The 17,141-nt window shown below is 65.0% G+C and carries 19 protein-coding genes; 7 read left to right on the forward strand and 12 right to left on the reverse strand.

Annotated elements, in window-relative coordinates:
* Window positions 1-6: 6 nt before the first annotated feature.
* The 10 genes from KW843_RS01690 to KW843_RS01730 form a co-directional block, all read right to left on the reverse strand.
* The gene (locus KW843_RS01690; RefSeq protein WP_255594493.1) at window positions 7-798 is read right to left on the reverse strand and encodes an SDR family NAD(P)-dependent oxidoreductase; all 792 of its coding nucleotides are present in this window, start codon (window positions 796-798) and stop codon (window positions 7-9) included.
* Between the two features lie 17 nt (window positions 799-815).
* Window positions 816-1,319 carry a nuclear transport factor 2 family protein gene (locus tag KW843_RS01695; protein WP_370628422.1) on the reverse strand — a complete coding sequence of 168 codons (504 nt, stop codon included), beginning with the start codon at window positions 1,317-1,319 and terminating at the stop codon, window positions 816-818.
* Complete coding sequence (locus tag KW843_RS26675) at window positions 1,316-1,486, reverse strand: hypothetical protein (protein ID WP_255591320.1); 171 nt, start codon at window positions 1,484-1,486, stop codon at window positions 1,316-1,318. The genes KW843_RS01695 and KW843_RS26675 overlap by 4 nt, the downstream gene beginning before the upstream one ends.
* Window positions 1,453-1,632, reverse strand: a complete 180-nt coding sequence (locus KW843_RS26680; RefSeq protein ID WP_370628423.1) for a hypothetical protein — start codon at window positions 1,630-1,632, stop codon at window positions 1,453-1,455. The genes KW843_RS26675 and KW843_RS26680 overlap by 34 nt, the downstream gene beginning before the upstream one ends.
* Before the next feature lie 127 nt (window positions 1,633-1,759).
* Window positions 1,760-2,728, reverse strand: coding sequence for a tripartite tricarboxylate transporter substrate binding protein (locus KW843_RS01705; RefSeq protein ID WP_218293361.1), 969 nt, complete (start codon window positions 2,726-2,728; stop codon window positions 1,760-1,762).
* 69 nt (window positions 2,729-2,797) lie between these two features.
* Window positions 2,798-3,613 (reverse strand): SDR family NAD(P)-dependent oxidoreductase, encoded by an 816-nt coding sequence (locus KW843_RS01710; protein WP_218293362.1) that lies wholly within the window; start codon window positions 3,611-3,613, stop codon window positions 2,798-2,800.
* Between the two features lie 52 nt (window positions 3,614-3,665).
* The gene (locus KW843_RS01715) at window positions 3,666-4,475 is read right to left on the reverse strand and encodes an enoyl-CoA hydratase/isomerase family protein (RefSeq protein ID WP_218293363.1); all 810 of its coding nucleotides are present in this window, start codon (window positions 4,473-4,475) and stop codon (window positions 3,666-3,668) included.
* A 34-nt stretch (window positions 4,476-4,509) separates the two neighbouring features.
* A complete protein-coding gene (locus KW843_RS01720) occupies window positions 4,510-5,685 on the reverse strand; it encodes a thiolase family protein (protein WP_218293364.1) in 1,176 nt (391 codons plus the stop codon).
* Entirely contained in the window at window positions 5,682-6,113 is a 432-nt protein-coding gene (locus KW843_RS01725) for a hypothetical protein (protein ID WP_255591222.1), read from the reverse strand. The genes KW843_RS01720 and KW843_RS01725 overlap by 4 nt, the downstream gene beginning before the upstream one ends.
* 59 nt (window positions 6,114-6,172) lie before the next feature.
* Window positions 6,173-7,153: a tripartite tricarboxylate transporter substrate binding protein gene (locus KW843_RS01730; protein WP_218293365.1), complete on the reverse strand. Its 981-nt coding sequence runs from the start codon at window positions 7,151-7,153 to the stop codon at window positions 6,173-6,175.
* 188 nt (window positions 7,154-7,341) lie between these two features.
* On the opposite strand from KW843_RS01730, the gene KW843_RS01735 reads away from it, so the two are divergent.
* Genes KW843_RS01735 through KW843_RS01760 form a run of 6 tightly spaced genes read left to right on the forward strand, consistent with a single transcriptional unit; the run spans window position 7,342 to window position 14,543 of the window.
* On the forward strand, window positions 7,342-8,154 hold the full coding sequence (locus tag KW843_RS01735; protein WP_218293366.1) for an IclR family transcriptional regulator: 813 nt from the start codon (window positions 7,342-7,344) through the stop codon (window positions 8,152-8,154).
* A gap of 36 nt (window positions 8,155-8,190) precedes the next feature.
* The gene (locus tag KW843_RS01740) at window positions 8,191-9,339 is read left to right on the forward strand and encodes an acyl-CoA dehydrogenase family protein (protein ID WP_255591221.1); all 1,149 of its coding nucleotides are present in this window, start codon (window positions 8,191-8,193) and stop codon (window positions 9,337-9,339) included.
* Window positions 9,340-9,376: 37 nt separating this feature from the next.
* Window positions 9,377-11,491 carry an acetate--CoA ligase family protein gene (locus KW843_RS01745; RefSeq protein WP_218293367.1) on the forward strand — a complete coding sequence of 705 codons (2,115 nt, stop codon included), beginning with the start codon at window positions 9,377-9,379 and terminating at the stop codon, window positions 11,489-11,491.
* Complete coding sequence (locus KW843_RS01750; protein ID WP_218293368.1) at window positions 11,488-12,594, forward strand: CaiB/BaiF CoA-transferase family protein; 1,107 nt, start codon at window positions 11,488-11,490, stop codon at window positions 12,592-12,594. The genes KW843_RS01745 and KW843_RS01750 overlap by 4 nt, the downstream gene beginning before the upstream one ends.
* A gap of 3 nt (window positions 12,595-12,597) precedes the next feature.
* Complete coding sequence (locus KW843_RS01755; RefSeq protein WP_218293369.1) at window positions 12,598-13,608, forward strand: nitronate monooxygenase family protein; 1,011 nt, start codon at window positions 12,598-12,600, stop codon at window positions 13,606-13,608.
* Window positions 13,605-14,543 (forward strand): nitronate monooxygenase family protein, encoded by a 939-nt coding sequence (locus KW843_RS01760; RefSeq protein ID WP_218293370.1) that lies wholly within the window; start codon window positions 13,605-13,607, stop codon window positions 14,541-14,543. The genes KW843_RS01755 and KW843_RS01760 overlap by 4 nt, the downstream gene beginning before the upstream one ends.
* Before the next feature lie 68 nt (window positions 14,544-14,611).
* On the opposite strand, the gene KW843_RS01765 is transcribed toward KW843_RS01760, so the two are convergent.
* Window positions 14,612-15,490, reverse strand: a complete 879-nt coding sequence (locus KW843_RS01765; protein WP_218293371.1) for an alpha/beta fold hydrolase — start codon at window positions 15,488-15,490, stop codon at window positions 14,612-14,614.
* Between the two features lie 149 nt (window positions 15,491-15,639).
* Here KW843_RS01765 and KW843_RS01770 point away from each other — a divergent pair, with 149 nt between their 5' ends.
* Window positions 15,640-16,062, forward strand: coding sequence for a DUF1810 domain-containing protein (locus tag KW843_RS01770; protein WP_218294399.1), 423 nt, complete (start codon window positions 15,640-15,642; stop codon window positions 16,060-16,062).
* Between the two features lie 474 nt (window positions 16,063-16,536).
* Here KW843_RS01770 and KW843_RS01775 read toward each other — a convergent pair whose 3' ends face one another.
* The gene (locus tag KW843_RS01775) at window positions 16,537-17,094 is read right to left on the reverse strand and encodes a PadR family transcriptional regulator (protein ID WP_218293372.1); all 558 of its coding nucleotides are present in this window, start codon (window positions 17,092-17,094) and stop codon (window positions 16,537-16,539) included.
* Between the last annotated feature and the right edge of the window lie 47 nt (window positions 17,095-17,141).

Below are 17,141 nucleotides of genomic sequence, written 5' to 3' on the forward strand. Positions count from 1 at the left end.
GCCGCGCTAGCGCGCGCTGGCGCCGCCGTCGATAGGGATGATGGCACCGGTCATGTAGCTCGAGGCGGGTGACGCCAGCAGCAACGCGAGCCCCTGGATCTCGCGCGGCTGGGCGATACGGCCAAGCGGGATGTAGGTGCGCATGCGTTCGGCGCTTTCCGGCAGGCGCAGGCGTCCTCCGTTGATGCCGGTGGCAAATGGGCCGGGGGCGATGGCGTTCACCAGGATGTTGAAGGGCGCAAGCTCGATGGCCGCCTGGCGCACGATGTTGTTCACCGCAGCCTTGGAGGCCACGTAGGCATATCCGGAGTGCGCCTCCGCCCGCAGCCCCGCGATGGACGAGGTCACGATGATTCGCCCCTGGCCCCGGGGCTTCATGTGGCGGGTGGCCGCGCGCAGCGTGGCCAGCACGCCGCTCAGGTTCACTTGGAGCACCCGCTCCCAAGAAGCCGGGTCCACGTTCTCCAGGCGCCCAGGCTCCACCAGGAATCCGCGCCCGGCGCTCATGCCCGCGTTGGCGAACACGCAATCGATGGGCCCCTCTGCCGCCATCGCGTCGATGTTGCGGTCCACATCGGCGCCATCGCTCACGTCGATCACCCGCTGCTGCACCTTCGCGTGCGTCTTGCGCAGGCGGTGCACCTCGGCGTCCAATGCCTGGGCGTCGCTGTCGGACAGCACGACTTCCGCGCCCGCGTCCAGCAGGGCTTCTGCAATGGCCAGCCCGAGGCCACTGGCGGCACCGGTCACTAGCGCACGTTGGCCGGTCAGATCGAACAAGGAAGGCAACAAGGCCATGGCGGCTCTGCTGTGCATCAACGCTCCACCTGCAGGGGAATGAGGTGGTCCCAGCGCTCGGTAGCCTCGATCATGTAGTGCACGCTCAAGGTGACGCGTTGAAAGAACCACTGCCCATCCAGATGGATGTACTCGTCGTCAAAGCGGCCCACCACGTAGTAGCTCTTGCCGTCCCGCACGGGTCGACCGTCCAGGTAGCTGGACCCCGTGCCCCGGTCGCCCTGCACCTGCACGACATGGCTATGGATGAACTGCCGGGCCGATTGGACCGGAAACGCAGCGAAGAACGCACGGATGTTGTCCCGGCCCTGCACCTCAGGACGCCCGCCGTAGGCGACGTAGGCATCGGGGGCAAACAATTCGTAGAGGCGGTTCCCCGCATCCTCATTCACCATTTCGTGGTATCGGGCGCGCAGCGCGCGGATGGCTTCAATGCTCTCCATGCGTTCAACGCGTTCCGTGAGCGCTCGGACAAGGTCCTGCGAGGCTGAAAGGTCGGCTGGTGGGTGGACTGCGGTCACTGAAGACTCTCCTGGTGAATGTGGTGGAAATCGCCCATGATCTTTTGGCTGCGGTCCCTCACGGACGCACCCGTGTGGGCATGGGGAATGACGTAGAAGCGGCGCGCATGAATCGCCTCGACCGCGGCGCGCGCTACATCCTCGGCACTGATGGCAGAAGCGGCCATGCCAGCACGCACCGCCAGTCGTCGTCCCTGGCATTCCAGGCTGTCCCGAGCACCGCCACGCCGGCGTTGTTGAAAAGCCAGTCCACACCGCCCCACCGGTTCCAGCTGGCCTCGGCCAGCCGCTCCACGTCCGTGGCCTCGGACACGTCGCAACACTGCGCCAGGCAGGCGGCGCCTGCACCACCGCCATGCCTTCGCGGGCACAGGCCAGCGCGAGCGCGCGTTCGATACCGCTGCCCGCGCCGGTGACAAAGGCTACCTGGGGCGTCGGCATCAGAGACTCGCTCCGGACTTGCGGATCACCTCGCCCCACTTGGCGGCCTCGGCGGCCACGAAGGGGGCAAACTGCTCGTGCGGCATGCCCATCTTGACGCTCGAAACCGCGTCCAGCGACGCTGTGACCTCGGGCGAGTGCAGTGCCTGGCCCACCGCATCGGACAAGCGCTTGACGATGGGCGCAGGCGTGTTGGCTGGTGCAAAGACACCGCCCCAGTTCATGGCCACCACGCTGGGGATTCCGGCCTCGGCCATGGTGGGCACATTGGCGAGCACGGCCAGGCGGCTGGTGCTGGTGACGGCCAGCGCGGCAATTTTCCCGTCCCGGATCTGCGCGCGGGAGGTCTGCACGTAGTCGAACATCACATCGAGGTTGCCGGCGATCAGATCGACCATGGCCGCCGTGCTCGACTTGTAGGGGATATGGTTGAAGCGCGCGCCGGTCTGGGTTTGCAATAGTTCCAGGCAAAGGTGCGCTGACGTACCGTTGCCACCAGACCCAAAGTTGAGTTTTCCTGGTTTCTGCTTGCCGAACGCGATCACATCGGCCATGGTGCTGAACTTCAGGCTTGGATGGGATACCAGAACGTTGGCGTTCCCCGTCAGACCGTGGATGGCCACGAAGTCCTTGACCGGGTCGTAGCGGATGTTCTTGAAGAGGGCGGTGTTGGTGCCCTGCGTGCCCTGCGTTCCGATCAGGAGGGTGTACCCGTCGGGCGCCGCACGGGCCACGAATTCGGCGCCGAGGGACCCGCTCACACCGACCCGGTTGTCGATGACCATGGGCTGGCCCAGGTTGTCGCTCAGCGCCCGTGCGATCAAACGGGCCTGGACATCGACCACGCTTCCCGCGGAGAAGGGCACGACCAGTGTGATGGGGCGCTGCGGGTAAGCGTTCTGTGCAAATGCCGAGGGCGAGAGTGCCAAAGCACCCATGGATGCCGAGAAGTGGCGGCGGTTCATCATGGTCTTGTCTCCTTGTTGTGTGTTCGGCAGTGCCGCGTGTGAATGCAGCACCTCTCGTTTCGCCCTGCTTCAAACCATCGCGAACCCGCCGGATGCACCGATGGTCTGCCCCGTGATGAACAGCGCGCGGTCTGACGCCAGGAACGCGACGATGCCGGACACATCCGTTGGGCGGGAGAGGCGCCCCACGCCCTTGGAGATGGGGTATGCATTGAGCATCTTGCCCAGCAGCTCGTTGTTTTCCACCGTGGCGTGGATGTTCAGCGGGCCGTCCTTGATCCCCTCGTGGGACACGGCGCCAAGGGCCACCGAGTTGACCGTGACGGCGTGGCGGCCGTGCTCCCTCGCGAGGGCCTTGGCGAACCCGGCAATCGCCGCCTTGGCGCCCGAGTAAACGGCCATGTTGGCCTCGCCGATGCGGCCTGCTTCCGAGATGATGTTGATGATGCGGCCCGTCTTGCGCCCGACCATGCCGGGCAGCACGGCGCGGCAGCAGTGCATGGTGCCGTAGACGTTGAGGTTCACGATCTTGGCCCAGTCCACCACGGGTGTATCCACGAAGGCGGGTGTGCGGCCACCTTTCTCGCGGCGCTCGGGAATGATCCCCGCGTTGTTCACCAGCACGGTGATGGGCGCGCCGAAGTGCTGGGCAGCACCTGCCACCATGGCATCGACCTCCTCCAGTTGGGTGATGTCCGCAGGCGCTGCATAGGCCTTTCCGCCAGCGGCGTTGATTTCATCAACCACCGCTTGGGCACGCTCGGCAAAAAGGTCGTTCACCACCACGCGCGCCCCTTCGGCTGCGAGTTCGATGCAAATTTGCCTGCCCACGCCTTGTCCGCCGCCAGTGACGAGAGCGACCTGTCCGTTCAATCCGAGTTCCATGGGATTCCTTTCGTGCGTGTTGTCTGAATGAAGTCACCAGTGCGGTATTGCACTAGCGTCCTTTGAATTGGGGTTCGCGTTTCTCGACGAAGGCGCGCATGCCCTCGATGCGGTCTTCGCTGTCCACGATCATTGCGGCCGCGTAGCGTTCGTACTCCAGGCCCGAGTCCAGGTCGGTCTGCATGCCGCGGTTGATGGCGCGCTTGGCGAAACGGACTGCCAGCGGGGGGTGTTGCGCTATGCGCTGGGTCAGTTCCAGCGCAGCCGTCATCAGCTCGGCCTGCGGCACCACACGGCTGACCAGGCCGTAGCGCAGCGCCGTCTCTGCATCCACCAGGTCGGCCGTCAGGATCAGTTCCTTGGCCCGGGCTTCACCCACCAGCCGTGGCAGCCGCTGCGTGCCACCGGCCGCCGGGATGACTCCCAGCTTGATTTCTGGCAAGCCGAAGCGCGCGTGGGAGGCCGCGATGCGCAGGTCACAGCACAGCGCAATCTCCAGCCCGCCGCCCAGGGCCACGCCGTTGATGGCAGCGATGACGGGCTTCTCGAACTCTTCGATGTTGCGAAACAGTTCGTGGGTCGCCTTCTGGCGCACGAAGTATTCCGTGCCGCGCACCACATCGGTGGCGCGCTCCTTGATGTCGGCGCCCGCGCAGAACGCCTTGTCGCCGCTGCCGGTGATCAGAACCGCGCGCACTTGGTCGTCGTTGCGGGCCAGTTCGAAGAAGGCGCGGGCGAGGTCGGGCTTCATCGTGCTGCCCAGCGTGTTCATGCGGTCGGGCCGGTTGAGGGTGATCACGGCCACGCGGTCGCGCACCTCATAGAGCAATGTGCCCAGGTCCTGGATGTCAGGGGTAGTCATTGGATTGCTTTCCACAAAGAAGTGTGCGGCGCCGTCAGGCCGATGCCGACAGCACGTGGGCGACGGAGACCGAGCCGAGCCCGATCATGTGGGCCATGCCCCAGCGCGCGTTGGGGTGCTGGCGACCCTCCGCCTCGCCCCGCAGCTGGCGCGTGATTTCTGCCAACTGGCCGATGCCCGTGGGCCCGAGTGGGTGGCCCATGCCGATCAAGCCGCCCGATGCGTTGATGGCGCAGCGGCCACCAATCTGCGAAGCGCCACGCGCCAGATAGCGGGCGCCCTCGCCTGGCTCGCACACACCGATGGCTTCGCTGTACAACAGCTCTTCCACGGAGAAGGCGTCGTGCAGCTCCAGAAGATCGAGCTCCTTGGGCGCAATGCCCGCTTGTTCAAAAGCAGCCTCCGCGCTGGTGCGGACCAGCTCCACGGCGCTGTCGCCGTACTGCACCTCGGGGCGCTCGCTGCCTGCCACGGAAGCCTTCACGCGCACGCAGCGCCGCGCATCCAGTCCCAGCTTTCGGATGGCGTTGCCAGAAACCAGCATCACCGCCGCGGCCCCTTCGCCGCGTGGACAGCATTGCTGCACCGTGAGGTCGCCCACCACGCGCGGCGATGCGAGCACCTGCTCCAGCGTCCGGGGCTTGCGAAACTGAGCAAACGGATTGCGCGCTGCGTTGCCGTGGTTCTTCACCGCCACGCCGGCCATCTCCTCCACGGAGGCGCCGCGCTCGCGCAGGTAGGTGCGCGCCATCATCGCGAACTTCACCGCCGGAATGGTGGCGGTCTCGCTGAGCCTTTCCAGTCCGTCCTTGTTGGCAGCGCGGCGCCCGTCACCGTGCTTGTCCACGCCCACCGCCAGCACCACATCGCTCATGCCGCTAGCCACTTCCATGCATGCCTGCCGGAAAGCGAACGATCCAGAGGCCGACGCGTTTTCCACCTGCGTCACCGCCAGACCCGTGGATCCCAGGTGGCGCAGCATCACGCGGCCGGCGGCCATGCCAATCGAGGTTGTGCCCACGTAGGCACTCTGCACACGGGCCCAGGAAACACCCGAGTCCTCGAGTGCGGCACGCACAGCCCTGAGGCCCAGCTCGGTGTAAGGTGTCTCGGTGGGGAACTGATAGGGGTGCAGACCGACACCGGCGATGAACACACCGCCATGGGCATCCAGCCAGTTGCCTGAAGTGGATTGATTGGTATTGCTCACTGCACGGCTCCTTCATTCGCGGGCACAAAGCGGCAGGCGTAAACACCTTCTTCCCGCTTCACCTCGGCAACGGCACGAACCGCCATGCCGTGCTTCAGCGCCGTCTCGTCCCCAACGGCCATCACACCTTCTTCGACGATGCCGGGCGCGATGCGGATGTCTCCAGCAATGCTGGGCGCCGCCATGCCAGGCAACAGCGGCACGTGCAGGGTCACGAACTCCAGCAACTCTCCGCCCCCCGGGCGCGTGACGCGTTGCGCTCCGCTCAGCGGGTCTCCGCAGTGCATGCATCCCGGTGCGTTGGCAGGAAAACTCATCCCACCGCAGGCGCCGCACTGCGCAAAGAAGAAGTTGAGCGAGTGGCCGTCATCAGCCAGCTCATACAGAGTCGGCTGCAACGGCTTCAAGGAGGTCTTTGAATCGGTCATAGAAAGAAGGGGGTGAAAGGGAAAGGTGGGGGGGCGGGCATGTAGTGCCCGCGACCCCGTCAATCGAGCTTGGCGCCCGACTGCTGAACAACCGCACGCCACCGGGTCATCTCCGATTTCACGAAGGCACCCAGCTTGGCGTCGCGCAGGCCGGCGAGCGGGACACTGCCGAATTTCTCGGTGGCTTGCAGCATTTCGGGGTGAACGATGGCCTTGGCGATCTCGTCGCCCAGGCGCTTCACGATGTCCGGCGGCGTCTTGGTCGGAACGAACACCGCGCCCCAGGCCGTGGATTCCGCTTCGGGAACGCCCAGCTCGCCCACGGTGGGCACGTCGGGGGAGCTGGACAAACGCTTTTTGGAGGTGACCGCCAGCGCCTTGAGCTTGTTCGCCTGCACCTGGGGCAACACCACCGCCGGGTAGTCGAACATCAGGTCGATGCTCCCGGCCATCAGGTCGCTCAGTGCCGGCGCGCTGCCGCGGTATGGCACATGGGTCATCTTGATGCCCGCGGCGGTCTGGAACAACTCGGCCGTCAGGTGGGTGCCCGTGCCTGGACCGGCGGAGCCGTAGTTGAGCTTGCCGGGATTGGCCTTGGCATAGGCAATCAGCTCGGGCACCGTCTTGAACGGGCGTGAGGGGTTGATCACCAGCATGAGCGGCGTTTCCGACATGGCATGCACGGGCACGAAGTCCGTCACGGGGTCGTAGCGCACGTTCTTGTACAGCGCCAGATTGGCGCCATGCGTTCCCTGCGTGCCGTAAATGATGGTGTAGCCGTCTGGCGGCTGGCGCGAAGCCGACTCCACACCGATGGAGCCACCGGCACCGGGACGGTTGTCCACCACCACCGACTGTCCCAGCTGTGCGCTGAGCAGCTTGGCCAAAAGCCGCGACGTGTTGTCCGTGATGCCCCCGGGTGGGAACGGCACCACGAAGGTGATGGGCTTGCTCGGCCACGTATCTCCTGCTGCATGCAGGACGCCAAAGGCCAACGAGGCAATGACAAAAACAATCAGTTCTCGGAAGGTTCTACGCATGCTTGTCTCCATTTTTGTTGCCACTTCATTGCGGCTGGTCGTAGAATACTTCAATATTTCGTAGAAATGCAAGAAATCTTGTGAGCTGCATTCAAAAGAAAATTTGAATCTCATAAGGAATGGCCTGCTGCAATCGCGCTCACCTCAAAGTTATGATTCGTTGACATCTACGAAATACCGGAGAACTTATGCCAACCATTGTCCCCGCCGCTTCTCGCACCATGGCCCTGCTGGAGGTCTTTGCCCGGGAGCGCCGCGAACTCTCCAATTCAGACCTTGCGCGCCTGATGGACCTTCCCGAGAGCAGCTGCTCCGATCTGCTGCACACGCTGCATGAGTTGGGCTACCTGATGCGGACGGCGCGAACCCGACGCTTCTATCCAACGGCCCGTCTGCTCACGATTGCCAAAGGCATCGCTGCGGGTGATTCGCTCTACGCCGTGGCGTCCGAGGCGTGCGAGTTGCTGCGTGACAAGACGGGAGAGACAGGGATGTGCGGCCGCGTGGAGGCGGGCGTGGTCAAGGTACTGGCGTTTGCCGAGGGAACTCATCCGCTGCGCTATGTGGAAAACGTGGGCAACAAGATTGCGTTGCACGTGTCCGCGCTGGGCAAGGCGGCGCTGTCGCTGGGTACACCCGAAGAAGCCGCACGCCAGCTGCGGCTCAAGCCGCTCAAGCAGATCGCCCCCGGGTCCATCACGGACCTCGCAGCACTGGAGGCACAGATCGAACAAGCACGCCAGCAAGGCTGGATCTGGGTGGAAAACGAAGGCTTCGACGGCCTGGCCGCCATCGCCGTCGCTGGCTACCTGGGCGATGAACCCCTCGCGCTGTCGATCGCCGGCCCCACCGAACGCCTTCGCCGTACCAAGGACGCCTGCCTGCAAGCCTTGCAAGAGGTGCAGGCACTTGTGTTCCACCCCCAGAACGCGGCTCCCACGCTGCGCGCCACGGCATCCGGCCGGCGCGGCGCGGGCGCCAAAGACACCACCGCCGCCTAGCGGCGGATCCATGCATTCAACCCAGGAGACCTAGCCATGTATGCAACGATGAATTCCGAACAAGAAATGCTGCGCGACAGCGTGCGCCGCTTCATGAAAAGCGAAGTCGCTCCCCGCGTCGCCCAGCACGACAGGGACAAGACCTTTCCCTTCGAGCTTCTCAAGGAGCTGTCGCAGTTCGGATACATCGGCGGCAGGCTGCCCGAGGCCCTGGGCGGCATGGACATGGACCAGATGACCTGGGCGATGCTCATGGAAGAGGCGGGCTACACGTGGCTGTCGTTGCGCACGATGGTGAACATCACCAATGCGGCCATCAACAAGCTGGCCGCAGAGGCGAACGAGGAGCAGCGCGAACGCTTCCTGAAGCCTTTGCTGGCATCTGACCGCCGCGTGTTCAACGCCATCAGCGAGCCAGGCACGGGCTCCAACATCGCCCAGGTCCAGACCCGTGCAGACCTGCAGGGGGACCACTACGTCCTCAACGGCCGAAAACTGTGGATCACGAACGGGGCATTTGGCGACTTCGGCATCGTGGTCGCGCGTACGTTCAGCCCCGACTGCCAGGGGCAGCTCTCCACCTTCCTTGTGGAGCGCGAGGTGTCTCCGTATGAAGTGCGCAACGTCGACACGATGGTGCTGCGCAGCACCGGCACGGCGGAGCTGGCATTCGACAATGTCAAGGTGCCCCGCGAGAACCTGCTGGGCGAGGAAGGCAAGGCGCTCAAGAAGATGCTCATCGGCCTGGACGGCGCCCGTGTCAACATTGCCATGGGTGCGGTCGGCGCCGCGCAAGCGGCCCTCGACCTCTCGATCGACTATGCCCGCACCCGTACACAGTTCGGCAAGCCCATCGGCAGCTTCCAGCTGGTGCAAAAGCTCATCGTGGACATGACGATCCGGGTGGAAGCCGCACGCGCACTGAGCCTGCGTGCCGCTGCCGCGCTGGATGCCAATGCCGATGCGCGCACCGCCTGCTCCATTGCCAAGCTCTACGCCACCGAGGCTGCGCATGAAGTGGCCAGCATGGCACTGCAAGTGCATGGCGGGCTGGGTTACGCCACCGACTACCCCATTGAGCGCATCTTTCGCGACACGCGCGGCGGAACGATTCCCGAAGGCACCACCGAAGTGCAGACCTTGATCGCAGGTCGGGAAATCCTGGGCATCTCGGCGATTGCCTGAGCCTCCACGCCACCCCAATAACGACCAGGAGACAAGATTGACAGACCTTTCACGACTGATCCGCCCCCGCTCGATTGCCCTCGTGGGCGCCTCGGACCGCCCGCAAAGCATCGGCGAGCGCACGCTGACCAATCTGCTGGACCATTCCGAGTTCGACGGAGACATCTACCTCGTCAACCCGACCAAGGCGGAGATCCGCGGGCACCGTTGCTGGCCCAGCGTTGCGTCACTGCCAGCCGCGCCCGACGTTGCTGTGATCGTGGTGCCCGCATCCGGCGTGCTGGCCGTGGCGGAGGAATGTGCCAACCGGGGCGTCCTTTTTGCCATCGTGTTGACATCGGGCTTTGGCGAGGCAGGCGAAGAAGGCGAACGCGCTCAGGTGCGCCTCAAGGAAATCGCCGACGCGGGCGGCATGCGCCTGTACGGGCCGAACTGCCCGGGCCTCACCAACGTCAACCACCGCCTGGGACTGACTTTCTCGCCATCCTTCCCGCACGACCTCGTCAAGGGTCCCATTGGCCTGGCCACGCAAGGTGGCGGCCTGGGGCGCAACGTGATGCAGGCCATGGACCGCGGCATTGGCATTGGCCTGTGGGCCTCCACCGGCAACGAGGTGGACTTGCAGGTGGCCGACTTCATCCATTACATGGCCGATGCACCCGACATCAAGGTGATCGTGACCCTGCTGGAAGGCATCAAGGATGGCGCGAAGTTCGTGGCTGCCGTGAACCGCGCAGCCGCCAATGGCAAGCCAGTCATTGCGCTCAAGGTCGGCAAGTCTGAGTACGGGCAAAAGGCGGCGCAATCGCACACAGCGTCCCTCACGGGGTCGGCCGAGGTGAACAGCGCGGTGTTCAGACAGTGCGGTGTGATCGAGGTCGATGACATCGACGAGCTTGTCGATGCAGCCTGGCTGTTCGCACGCGCGGAGCCGCCCCCAAGCGAAGGGGTGGCCATCTACACCTCTTCGGGCGGGACGGCGGCGTTGACGGCGGATGCTGTGGGCACCGCAGGCCTGACCCTCGCTCAGTTCACCCCGCACACGCGGGAGGTGCTGGCCTCGCTGCTGCCCGACTTCGCGGCGCTGGACAACCCGGTGGACACCACCGCCGCCGTGCTGAGCGATGCTGCGCTGATCGAAAAATCGCTGAGCGCGGTGGCCGTGGACCCGAACCTCGGTTGCGTGATCGTTCCGATTGCACTGGACTATGGCGACACCACGATCCAGCTGGCGCGCACCATCATCGCGGCGCAGAAAGGCTGCGCAACACCCATCATTCCCATCTGGATGAGTGACCGCATGGGGGAGGGGTATCGCATGCTGGTCGAAGGCGGTTTCGCCCCGCCGCGTTCGGTGGGCAAAGCCATCAAGGCCATTCAGCGCTGGGTTGAATATGGCCGCTGGAAGCGCTCGCGTGGCACCCAGCCGCCCATGCAGCCTGTGGTCGTTCTGCCGCCAGCCGCCGCCACCCTCAGCCTGTCTGAAGCGCAGGCCAAAGGCCAGCTGCAGGCTGCGGGGATCGGCCTGCTGCCCAACATGCTCGCGTCCACCATGGAAGAAGCGTTGGTGACCGCCAACGCCATGGGCTACCCCGTCGTGGCCAAGATCGCCAGCGAGCAGATCGTCCACAAGTCGGACATCGGCGGCGTCAAGGTGGGGCTGCAAAATGCCGACGAACTGCGCCAGGCCTGGGCGGACATCATGGACGCCGCGAAGCACCACCGGCCCGACGCGCACATCGACGGCCTGCTGATCGAGAAGATGGCGCCCCGCGGCGGGCTGGAGCTGATGGTCGGCGTTACGCGCGACCCGGTGTTCGGCCACGTGATGACCTTCGGCCTGGGGGGCATTTACGTGGAGATCCTGCGCGATGTGACACGCCGCATGTTGCCGCTCAGCGCCAGCGAGGCCGCGGCGATGGTGCGTGAGATGCGGTGCTTTCCCCTGCTGGAAGGTGCGCGCGGCCGCCCAGCGGCGGACCTGGAGGCGCTGCAGACGCTGCTGCTGCGCATCTCGGACTTCGTGATGCACAACGCTGGCCGCATCGAGGAAATGGACCTCAACCCGGTGTGGATTGGCGCCCGCGGAGAAGGCGTTTTGCCGCTGGACGCCGTGATCATCGAAAGAACCGCCGAAGGAGCGTCCGCATGACGGCCACCGCCGCCCGGCCGCCGTTGCAGGGCATCACGGTGGTGGATTTCAGCGAGCTGCTGCCGGGGCCGTTTCTGACGCAGAACTTGGCGGAGATGGGCGCACGCATCATCAAGATCGAGCGCCCGCCGCATGGCGACAACGCCCGTCACCTGGGCCAGGGCGCTTTCGAGGCCGTGAACCGGGGCAAGCAGAGCCTGTTGGTGGACCTCAAGGACGAAGTCCAGCGCGACAAGGTCCGCGAGCTGATCGCGTCGGCCGATGTCGTGGTCGAGTCCTACCGCCCTGGCGTGATGGCGCGCCTGGGCTTGGATGCCGCTTCGCTCTGCCAGGCGCATCCGCAACTCATCTATGTGTCTCTCAGCGGCTACGGCCAGACCGGTCCCTGGGCCGACCTGCCGGGGCATGACATCAACTACCTGGCTGCCGCGGGGGTGCTGGCCGTCTCGGGTACGCCGGACGGCGCACCCGCGCAGAGCTTCGGCCTGCCCGTGGCCGATCTGTGCGGAACCATGTACGCGCTGTCCGCCACACTCGCCGCGCTGTTTCAGCGCCAGGCCACCGGCCGGGGGCAGCATCTGGACGTGGCGCTGGCCGATTGCGCCTTGCACTGGATGAACCCGCGGCTGGGCGCCTACCGCTCCGCAGGCGCAGGCACGCTGCAAGCGCAGCGCGAGGCAACGCTGGTGAAGGCGGCTTACGGCGCCTTCCGGTGCAAGGATGGCCGCTACGTGTCGATTGCTGCGCTGGAGGATCATTTCTGGAAGCGCCTGTGTGCGGTGCTGGACCTGGCTCCCTTCGACGGCGCGAAGTACGCCACCCACAAGGCGAGAAAATCTGTGGCGGATGCGATCAACCTGCGCATCGAGCAGGCCATGCAGCACCTGGATTCGCACGAGGCCTTTGAACTGCTGTGCCGGCACGATGTGCCCGCCGCGCCAGTGGTGCCGCCCGCAGAGTTGGCCGCCCAGCCGCACTTTGCCTCACGCGGCAAATTCGCTCCCGGCGAAGACTTGCCCTTGGTCAGGTTCCCCGTTCCACTCGAGGGAATGGGCGGTGCGGACCTTGCAGGCGCACCGCAGCTCGGCAGTTCAGGCTGGTAGGCCATGGGCAGCGTCTTGCACACGCGGATCACCCGGCTGCTGGGGATCGACCACCCCATCCTGGGCGGCGGCCTCATGTGGCTGTCCGACGCACGGTACGTTGCCGCGCTGGTGAATGCGGGCTGCATGGGCTTCATCACGCCCCGGTCGTACGCCAGCGAAGCGGATTTCCGCGAAGCCCTTGCGCTGTGCTCGGAACTGACCCATGGCAAACGGTTTGGCGTCAACCTCACGCTCTCGCACCGGCCCGAAGCCAACACCATGATTCCGCGCTGGATGGATGCAGCCCTGACGCACGGCGTGAGGATCTTCGAGACAGCCGGACATGCACCGGCGGACCTCATCACCGCTCTTCACAAGGCAGATGCCATCGTCGTTCACAAAGCCTCGAACATCCGCCACGCTCTTTCGGCGGAGCGCGCTGGCGCCGATGCCATTGCCCTGGTCGGCATGGAGGAAGGCGGGCACCCGGGCATGAATGAGCTGCCCACGATGCTCATGGGGGCGCTGGCATACGGCCAGTTCAGCGTGCCGGTGGTGCTGGGCGGCGGCATCGGCCGCGGCAGGCAATTGGCTGCGGTGCTGGCCCAGGGGCTTGACGGCGTACTCGTCGGCAGCCGCTTCCTGGTGTGCGAGGAAATCCAGGCGCACCCTCGCTACAAAGAGCATCTGCTGACCTGCGACGAGCACTCCACGGTGCGGCTGCTGCAATCGCTGGGCACCACCTGGCGCGTGCTGCTCAACGACACTGCGCGCCAGGTTCAGGCCATCGAACGGGCAGGCGCCACCGAACACGCCGCGTTCGGCGACCTCATCAGCGGAACGGTCGCGCGCGACCGCTGCTACGCCGAGGGCGACTGGCGTCATGGCATGGCCTCCCTGGGGCCAGCCATCGCATTCGCCAAGCGTATCGAGCCGCTGCAGGCCATCGTGAACGGCCTGGTGGACGAAGCGGTGCAGGCCATCACGGCCCTGCGCACAGTGCATTCACTGGATTCAATGGAGCAAGAATGAACCGACTGCCTTTCATGGAGCGGCTGGTGGTGCCCGTCATTGCGGCCCCCATGCTGCGTGTCTCGGGAATCGAACTGGTCTCGGCTGCCTGCGCCGCTGGCGTCATCGGCGCATTTCCCACGGCCAACTGCACGTCTCTGGACGAGTTCGAGACCTGGCTTCAGCGGCTTCAGCGCGAGGCCGAAGAACAGCCCAGCCGGGCGCCCTATTGCCCCAATCTCATCATGCGCCGCGACCCCGCACGCCTCAAGGCCGAAGCGGACTTGATCGTGCGCCACGGCGCAGAGCTGGTGATCACCAGCGTCGGGTCGCCCGCGTCGGTGATTCCCATCTTGCACGACGGCGGCTGCCTCGTGTTTGCCGATGTGGCCTCGCTGCACCATGCAGAGCGTGCTCTGGAGGCGGGCGTCGATGGCTTGGTGCTGCTCTCGTCCGGCGCGGGCGGGCACACCGGCTGGGCCAACCCGTTCGCTTTCGTGCGCGCCGTGCGCCAGCTGTTCGATGGCCCCATCGTGCTGTCAGGTGGCCTGTCCGACGGTGTGGCGTTGCGCGCAGCGACGGTCCTGGGTTGCGACCTGGGGTGCGTGGGAACGCGATTCATCGCCACCAAGGAAAGCCTGGCTGGGGGAGACTACAAGCAGATGCTTCTGGAAAGCTCCATGGACGATGTGCTTGCGACGCGTGCCTTTACGGGGTTGCCCGCGAACTTCTTGAAACCGTCCATCGTTCGTGTCGGACTCGACCCCGATGGGCTGGACGAGACGGTATCCGTGCAGGAGGCCCGCAAGAAATTCGGAGGCGGATCTGAAGGACCCGTCATCCAACGGTGGTCGGATCTGTGGAGTGCGGGGCATTCGGTGTCGGGTGTGACGTCCCTGCCGACTGCCGCCGAACTGGTTCAGTCCATGAATGTGGAGTATCGGTCGTTCAAATAGCAGGACTCAGGCTCGAGGCCCTCCGAGGTCAGGCCTCCAGTCGTGCAATGCGGCGACACCGCATCAGGCTACCCCACATGGGCACGCAGCCAGGCCACGATGTCGGCAGTCACCTCATCACGATTCGTCTCATTGAGGATTTCGTGGCGGGCAGCCGTGTACAGCTTGACTGTCACGTCGGTGATGCCTGCATCGCGGTAGCGCTGACCCAGCAGCTGAATCAGCGCACCGCCCCCCGCGAGCGGATCTGCGTCGCCAGAGGCAATGAAGATTGACAGGTCACTGCGGATACCTGCTAGCAGCGCTGGATCCGCCAGCCGGGAAGCCGGAGCGAACAGCGACGGGATCACATCGTCCGGCACATCCCATCCACACCACGGATCCGCTACATAGGCATCGACCTCCGCACCGTCCCGCGAAAGCCATTCGTATCCCGTACGGTGCTCAAAACCTGCGTTGAATGCCTCCAATCCGGCAGGCGCGTCTGCGGGAGCATTGGCCATCGCTGCGGCGAGCGCATCCAGCGCGGTTGAACCTGAGAGCAACACACCTGACCAGGTCGATGCGTGATCCAGGATCGCCGCCTGCGCCGCAAACGAACCCATCGAATGCCCAAACAGAAACAGCGGCAGGCCGGCGTGCTGCGTGCGCAGCAGTGCGCCGTACTGGGCCACATCGGCAATGAGCCCGCTGAAACCTGCGGCGCCAAAGTCCCCCAACCTGCCACCAGCGGTGCGCCCGTGCCCGCGATGATCCACGGCATGGACGATGAAGCCGGCAGCGTTCAAGGCCTTCGCAAAGCGGTCGTAGCGCTCGCCGTGCTCGGCTAGTCCGTGAGATATCTGCACGGCGCCCACGGGTTTGCCGGGGGTCTCGGCCCAGGTGTAGGTGATGACCGGGATGCCGTCTGCGCTAGACAGAAAGGAGGAGGATGTCGATGTGCTCATCGGGTCATTCTGGCATGGTGATCTGATCCAGGTGTTTCGGGCACATCACCTGCAGCCAGCCCTGCCTTTCCGTCACCATTCAACTGTTGTCTTCCGGTGAATTCATGGTCACCATTCACTTCAGCCAGCCCAGCATCCACTACCCGAACATGCCCCTTCCCCCTGTCCTCGACCGTTTCCTGCAAGCCCAGGATCCCGTCTGGCCCCGCGTGATCGCCGAACTGCGGGCGGGCAAGAAGCGCACGCACTGGATGTGGTTTGTGTTCCCGCAGATCAAGGGACTGGGGCATAGCGACGTGGCCCAGCGCTATGCCATCCAGTCGCTGGCCGAGGCGCAGGCCTACCTGGCGCATCCAGTGCTTGCCGGCCGGCTGCGCGAGTGCTGCCAGATCCTGCTGGGCCTGGGGACGTGCTCGGCGCTGGATGTGTTTGGCACGCCGGACGATCTCAAGCTGCGCTCCAGCATGACGCTGTTTGGCGAAGTTTCTGCGCCGGGCAGCGTGTTTCACGCCATGCTGCAAAAGTATTTCGACGGGTGCAAAGACCCGCGTACCATCGAATTTTTCGATTGAAAATGGCATCTACCGCTTGTCCCATAAGCGTTGTTTGCTATTGATTTTGAATATTGCTCCTCTCTTTCTGGAACATGTGTGGCGCGCGTACGCATCCGATAGCCCGCGGACAGCGGTCGCACGTTCCAGCGCTGCTGCACTGCCCCTCAAGCGCCCCTGGGCAAAAACAGCGCGAACAGCATGGCAATGGCACCAGGGCCGATGAGATACAGCACGCCCTGTCCGCCCCACGTCGTCTCTACCGCAAGGAAAGCAGCGCGCCGAGAATGGGGCCTTCCATGGTGCCGATCCCTCCCCGCCAGCGCCATGAAGATCATGTAGGCCGTCCACTGCGCGCTGAAATAGGTTTTGGGCGGAGACATGAGGACTCGGCATCTTGAATGCTCCGATGGCGTGGTGCTGCTTGGTGTGACTAGCTGGCGCTGGCACTGGGGTACGCCGGAGGCTGGTCATGGCGCTGCGAGTGACATGTGGTCACCGGGCAGAGGGCGTCGGAGGCGGGCGCGGTGTGCCGAGTATCTCCAGCGCCTCTCTCGCGATCGCCAGCGACAGCTCTTCCTGCAGGATGCCGGCCTTGAGCACCAGGTGCTGCAGGCGGCGCTCTCGGCTCGCTTCCTTGCCCATGAAGTCGCGCTGTTCGATGCGCTGGTAGACGGCCAGCTTGTCCTCGTGCATGGCCTGCAGGCGGGCGATTTCCTTTTCCAGACCGGTGGGGCCGACGGCGGCCTCGGCGCGCAGGCGCACCATGAGTTCGTCGCGCAGGGGCGTGGGGTCCTGTTGCTCGGCGATCCAGCGGCGCAGTTCCTTGCGGCCCGCGGGCAGCAGGCGGAACTGGCGCTTGCGGCCGCGGCCCGTCTCGGCCGGCAGGGCCTCGATCCACAGTGCTTCTTCGAGCCGCGCCAGCTCGCGGTAGATCTGCTGGTGCGTGGCGTGCCAGAAGTAGCCGATGGACTTGTCGAAGCGCTCGGCGAGTTCCGAGCCCGAGCAGGGGTGCTCGACCAGGGCGGTGAGAAGGGCGTGGGGCAGGGACATCGGAAGAGGGCGCCGGAGAAAGCTGCGTAGTTCGCCATCTTGCCTGA

Origin of the sequence: Acidovorax sp. sif1233 (assembly GCF_019218755.1) — a bacterium.
Lineage (GTDB): Bacteria > Pseudomonadota > Gammaproteobacteria > Burkholderiales > Burkholderiaceae_C > Acidovorax.

Coding starts and splice junctions, on each gene's coding strand:
- KW843_RS01740 (WP_255591221.1), top strand. CDS start 8,191: ATGTATGCAACGATGAATTCCGAACAAGAAATGCTGCGCGACAGCGTG.
- KW843_RS01715 (WP_218293363.1), bottom strand. CDS start 4,475: ATGACTACCCCTGACATCCAGGACCTGGGCACATTGCTCTATGAGGTG.
- KW843_RS26675 (WP_255591320.1), bottom strand. CDS start 1,486: ATGGCCGCTTCTGCCATCAGTGCCGAGGATGTAGCGCGCGCCGCGGTC.
- KW843_RS01710 (WP_218293362.1), bottom strand. CDS start 3,613: ATGGAACTCGGATTGAACGGACAGGTCGCTCTCGTCACTGGCGGCGGA.
- KW843_RS01775 (WP_218293372.1), bottom strand. CDS start 17,094: ATGTCCCTGCCCCACGCCCTTCTCACCGCCCTGGTCGAGCACCCCTGC.
- KW843_RS01735 (WP_218293366.1), top strand. CDS start 7,342: ATGCCAACCATTGTCCCCGCCGCTTCTCGCACCATGGCCCTGCTGGAG.
- KW843_RS01750 (WP_218293368.1), top strand. CDS start 11,488: ATGACGGCCACCGCCGCCCGGCCGCCGTTGCAGGGCATCACGGTGGTG.
- KW843_RS01705 (WP_218293361.1), bottom strand. CDS start 2,728: ATGATGAACCGCCGCCACTTCTCGGCATCCATGGGTGCTTTGGCACTC.
- KW843_RS01725 (WP_255591222.1), bottom strand. CDS start 6,113: ATGACCGATTCAAAGACCTCCTTGAAGCCGTTGCAGCCGACTCTGTAT.
- KW843_RS01765 (WP_218293371.1), bottom strand. CDS start 15,490: ATGAGCACATCGACATCCTCCTCCTTTCTGTCTAGCGCAGACGGCATC.
- KW843_RS01755 (WP_218293369.1), top strand. CDS start 12,598: ATGGGCAGCGTCTTGCACACGCGGATCACCCGGCTGCTGGGGATCGAC.
- KW843_RS01690 (WP_255594493.1), bottom strand. CDS start 798: ATGGCCTTGTTGCCTTCCTTGTTCGATCTGACCGGCCAACGTGCGCTA.
- KW843_RS01730 (WP_218293365.1), bottom strand. CDS start 7,153: ATGCGTAGAACCTTCCGAGAACTGATTGTTTTTGTCATTGCCTCGTTG.
- KW843_RS01770 (WP_218294399.1), top strand. CDS start 15,640: ATGCCCCTTCCCCCTGTCCTCGACCGTTTCCTGCAAGCCCAGGATCCC.
- KW843_RS01760 (WP_218293370.1), top strand. CDS start 13,605: ATGAACCGACTGCCTTTCATGGAGCGGCTGGTGGTGCCCGTCATTGCG.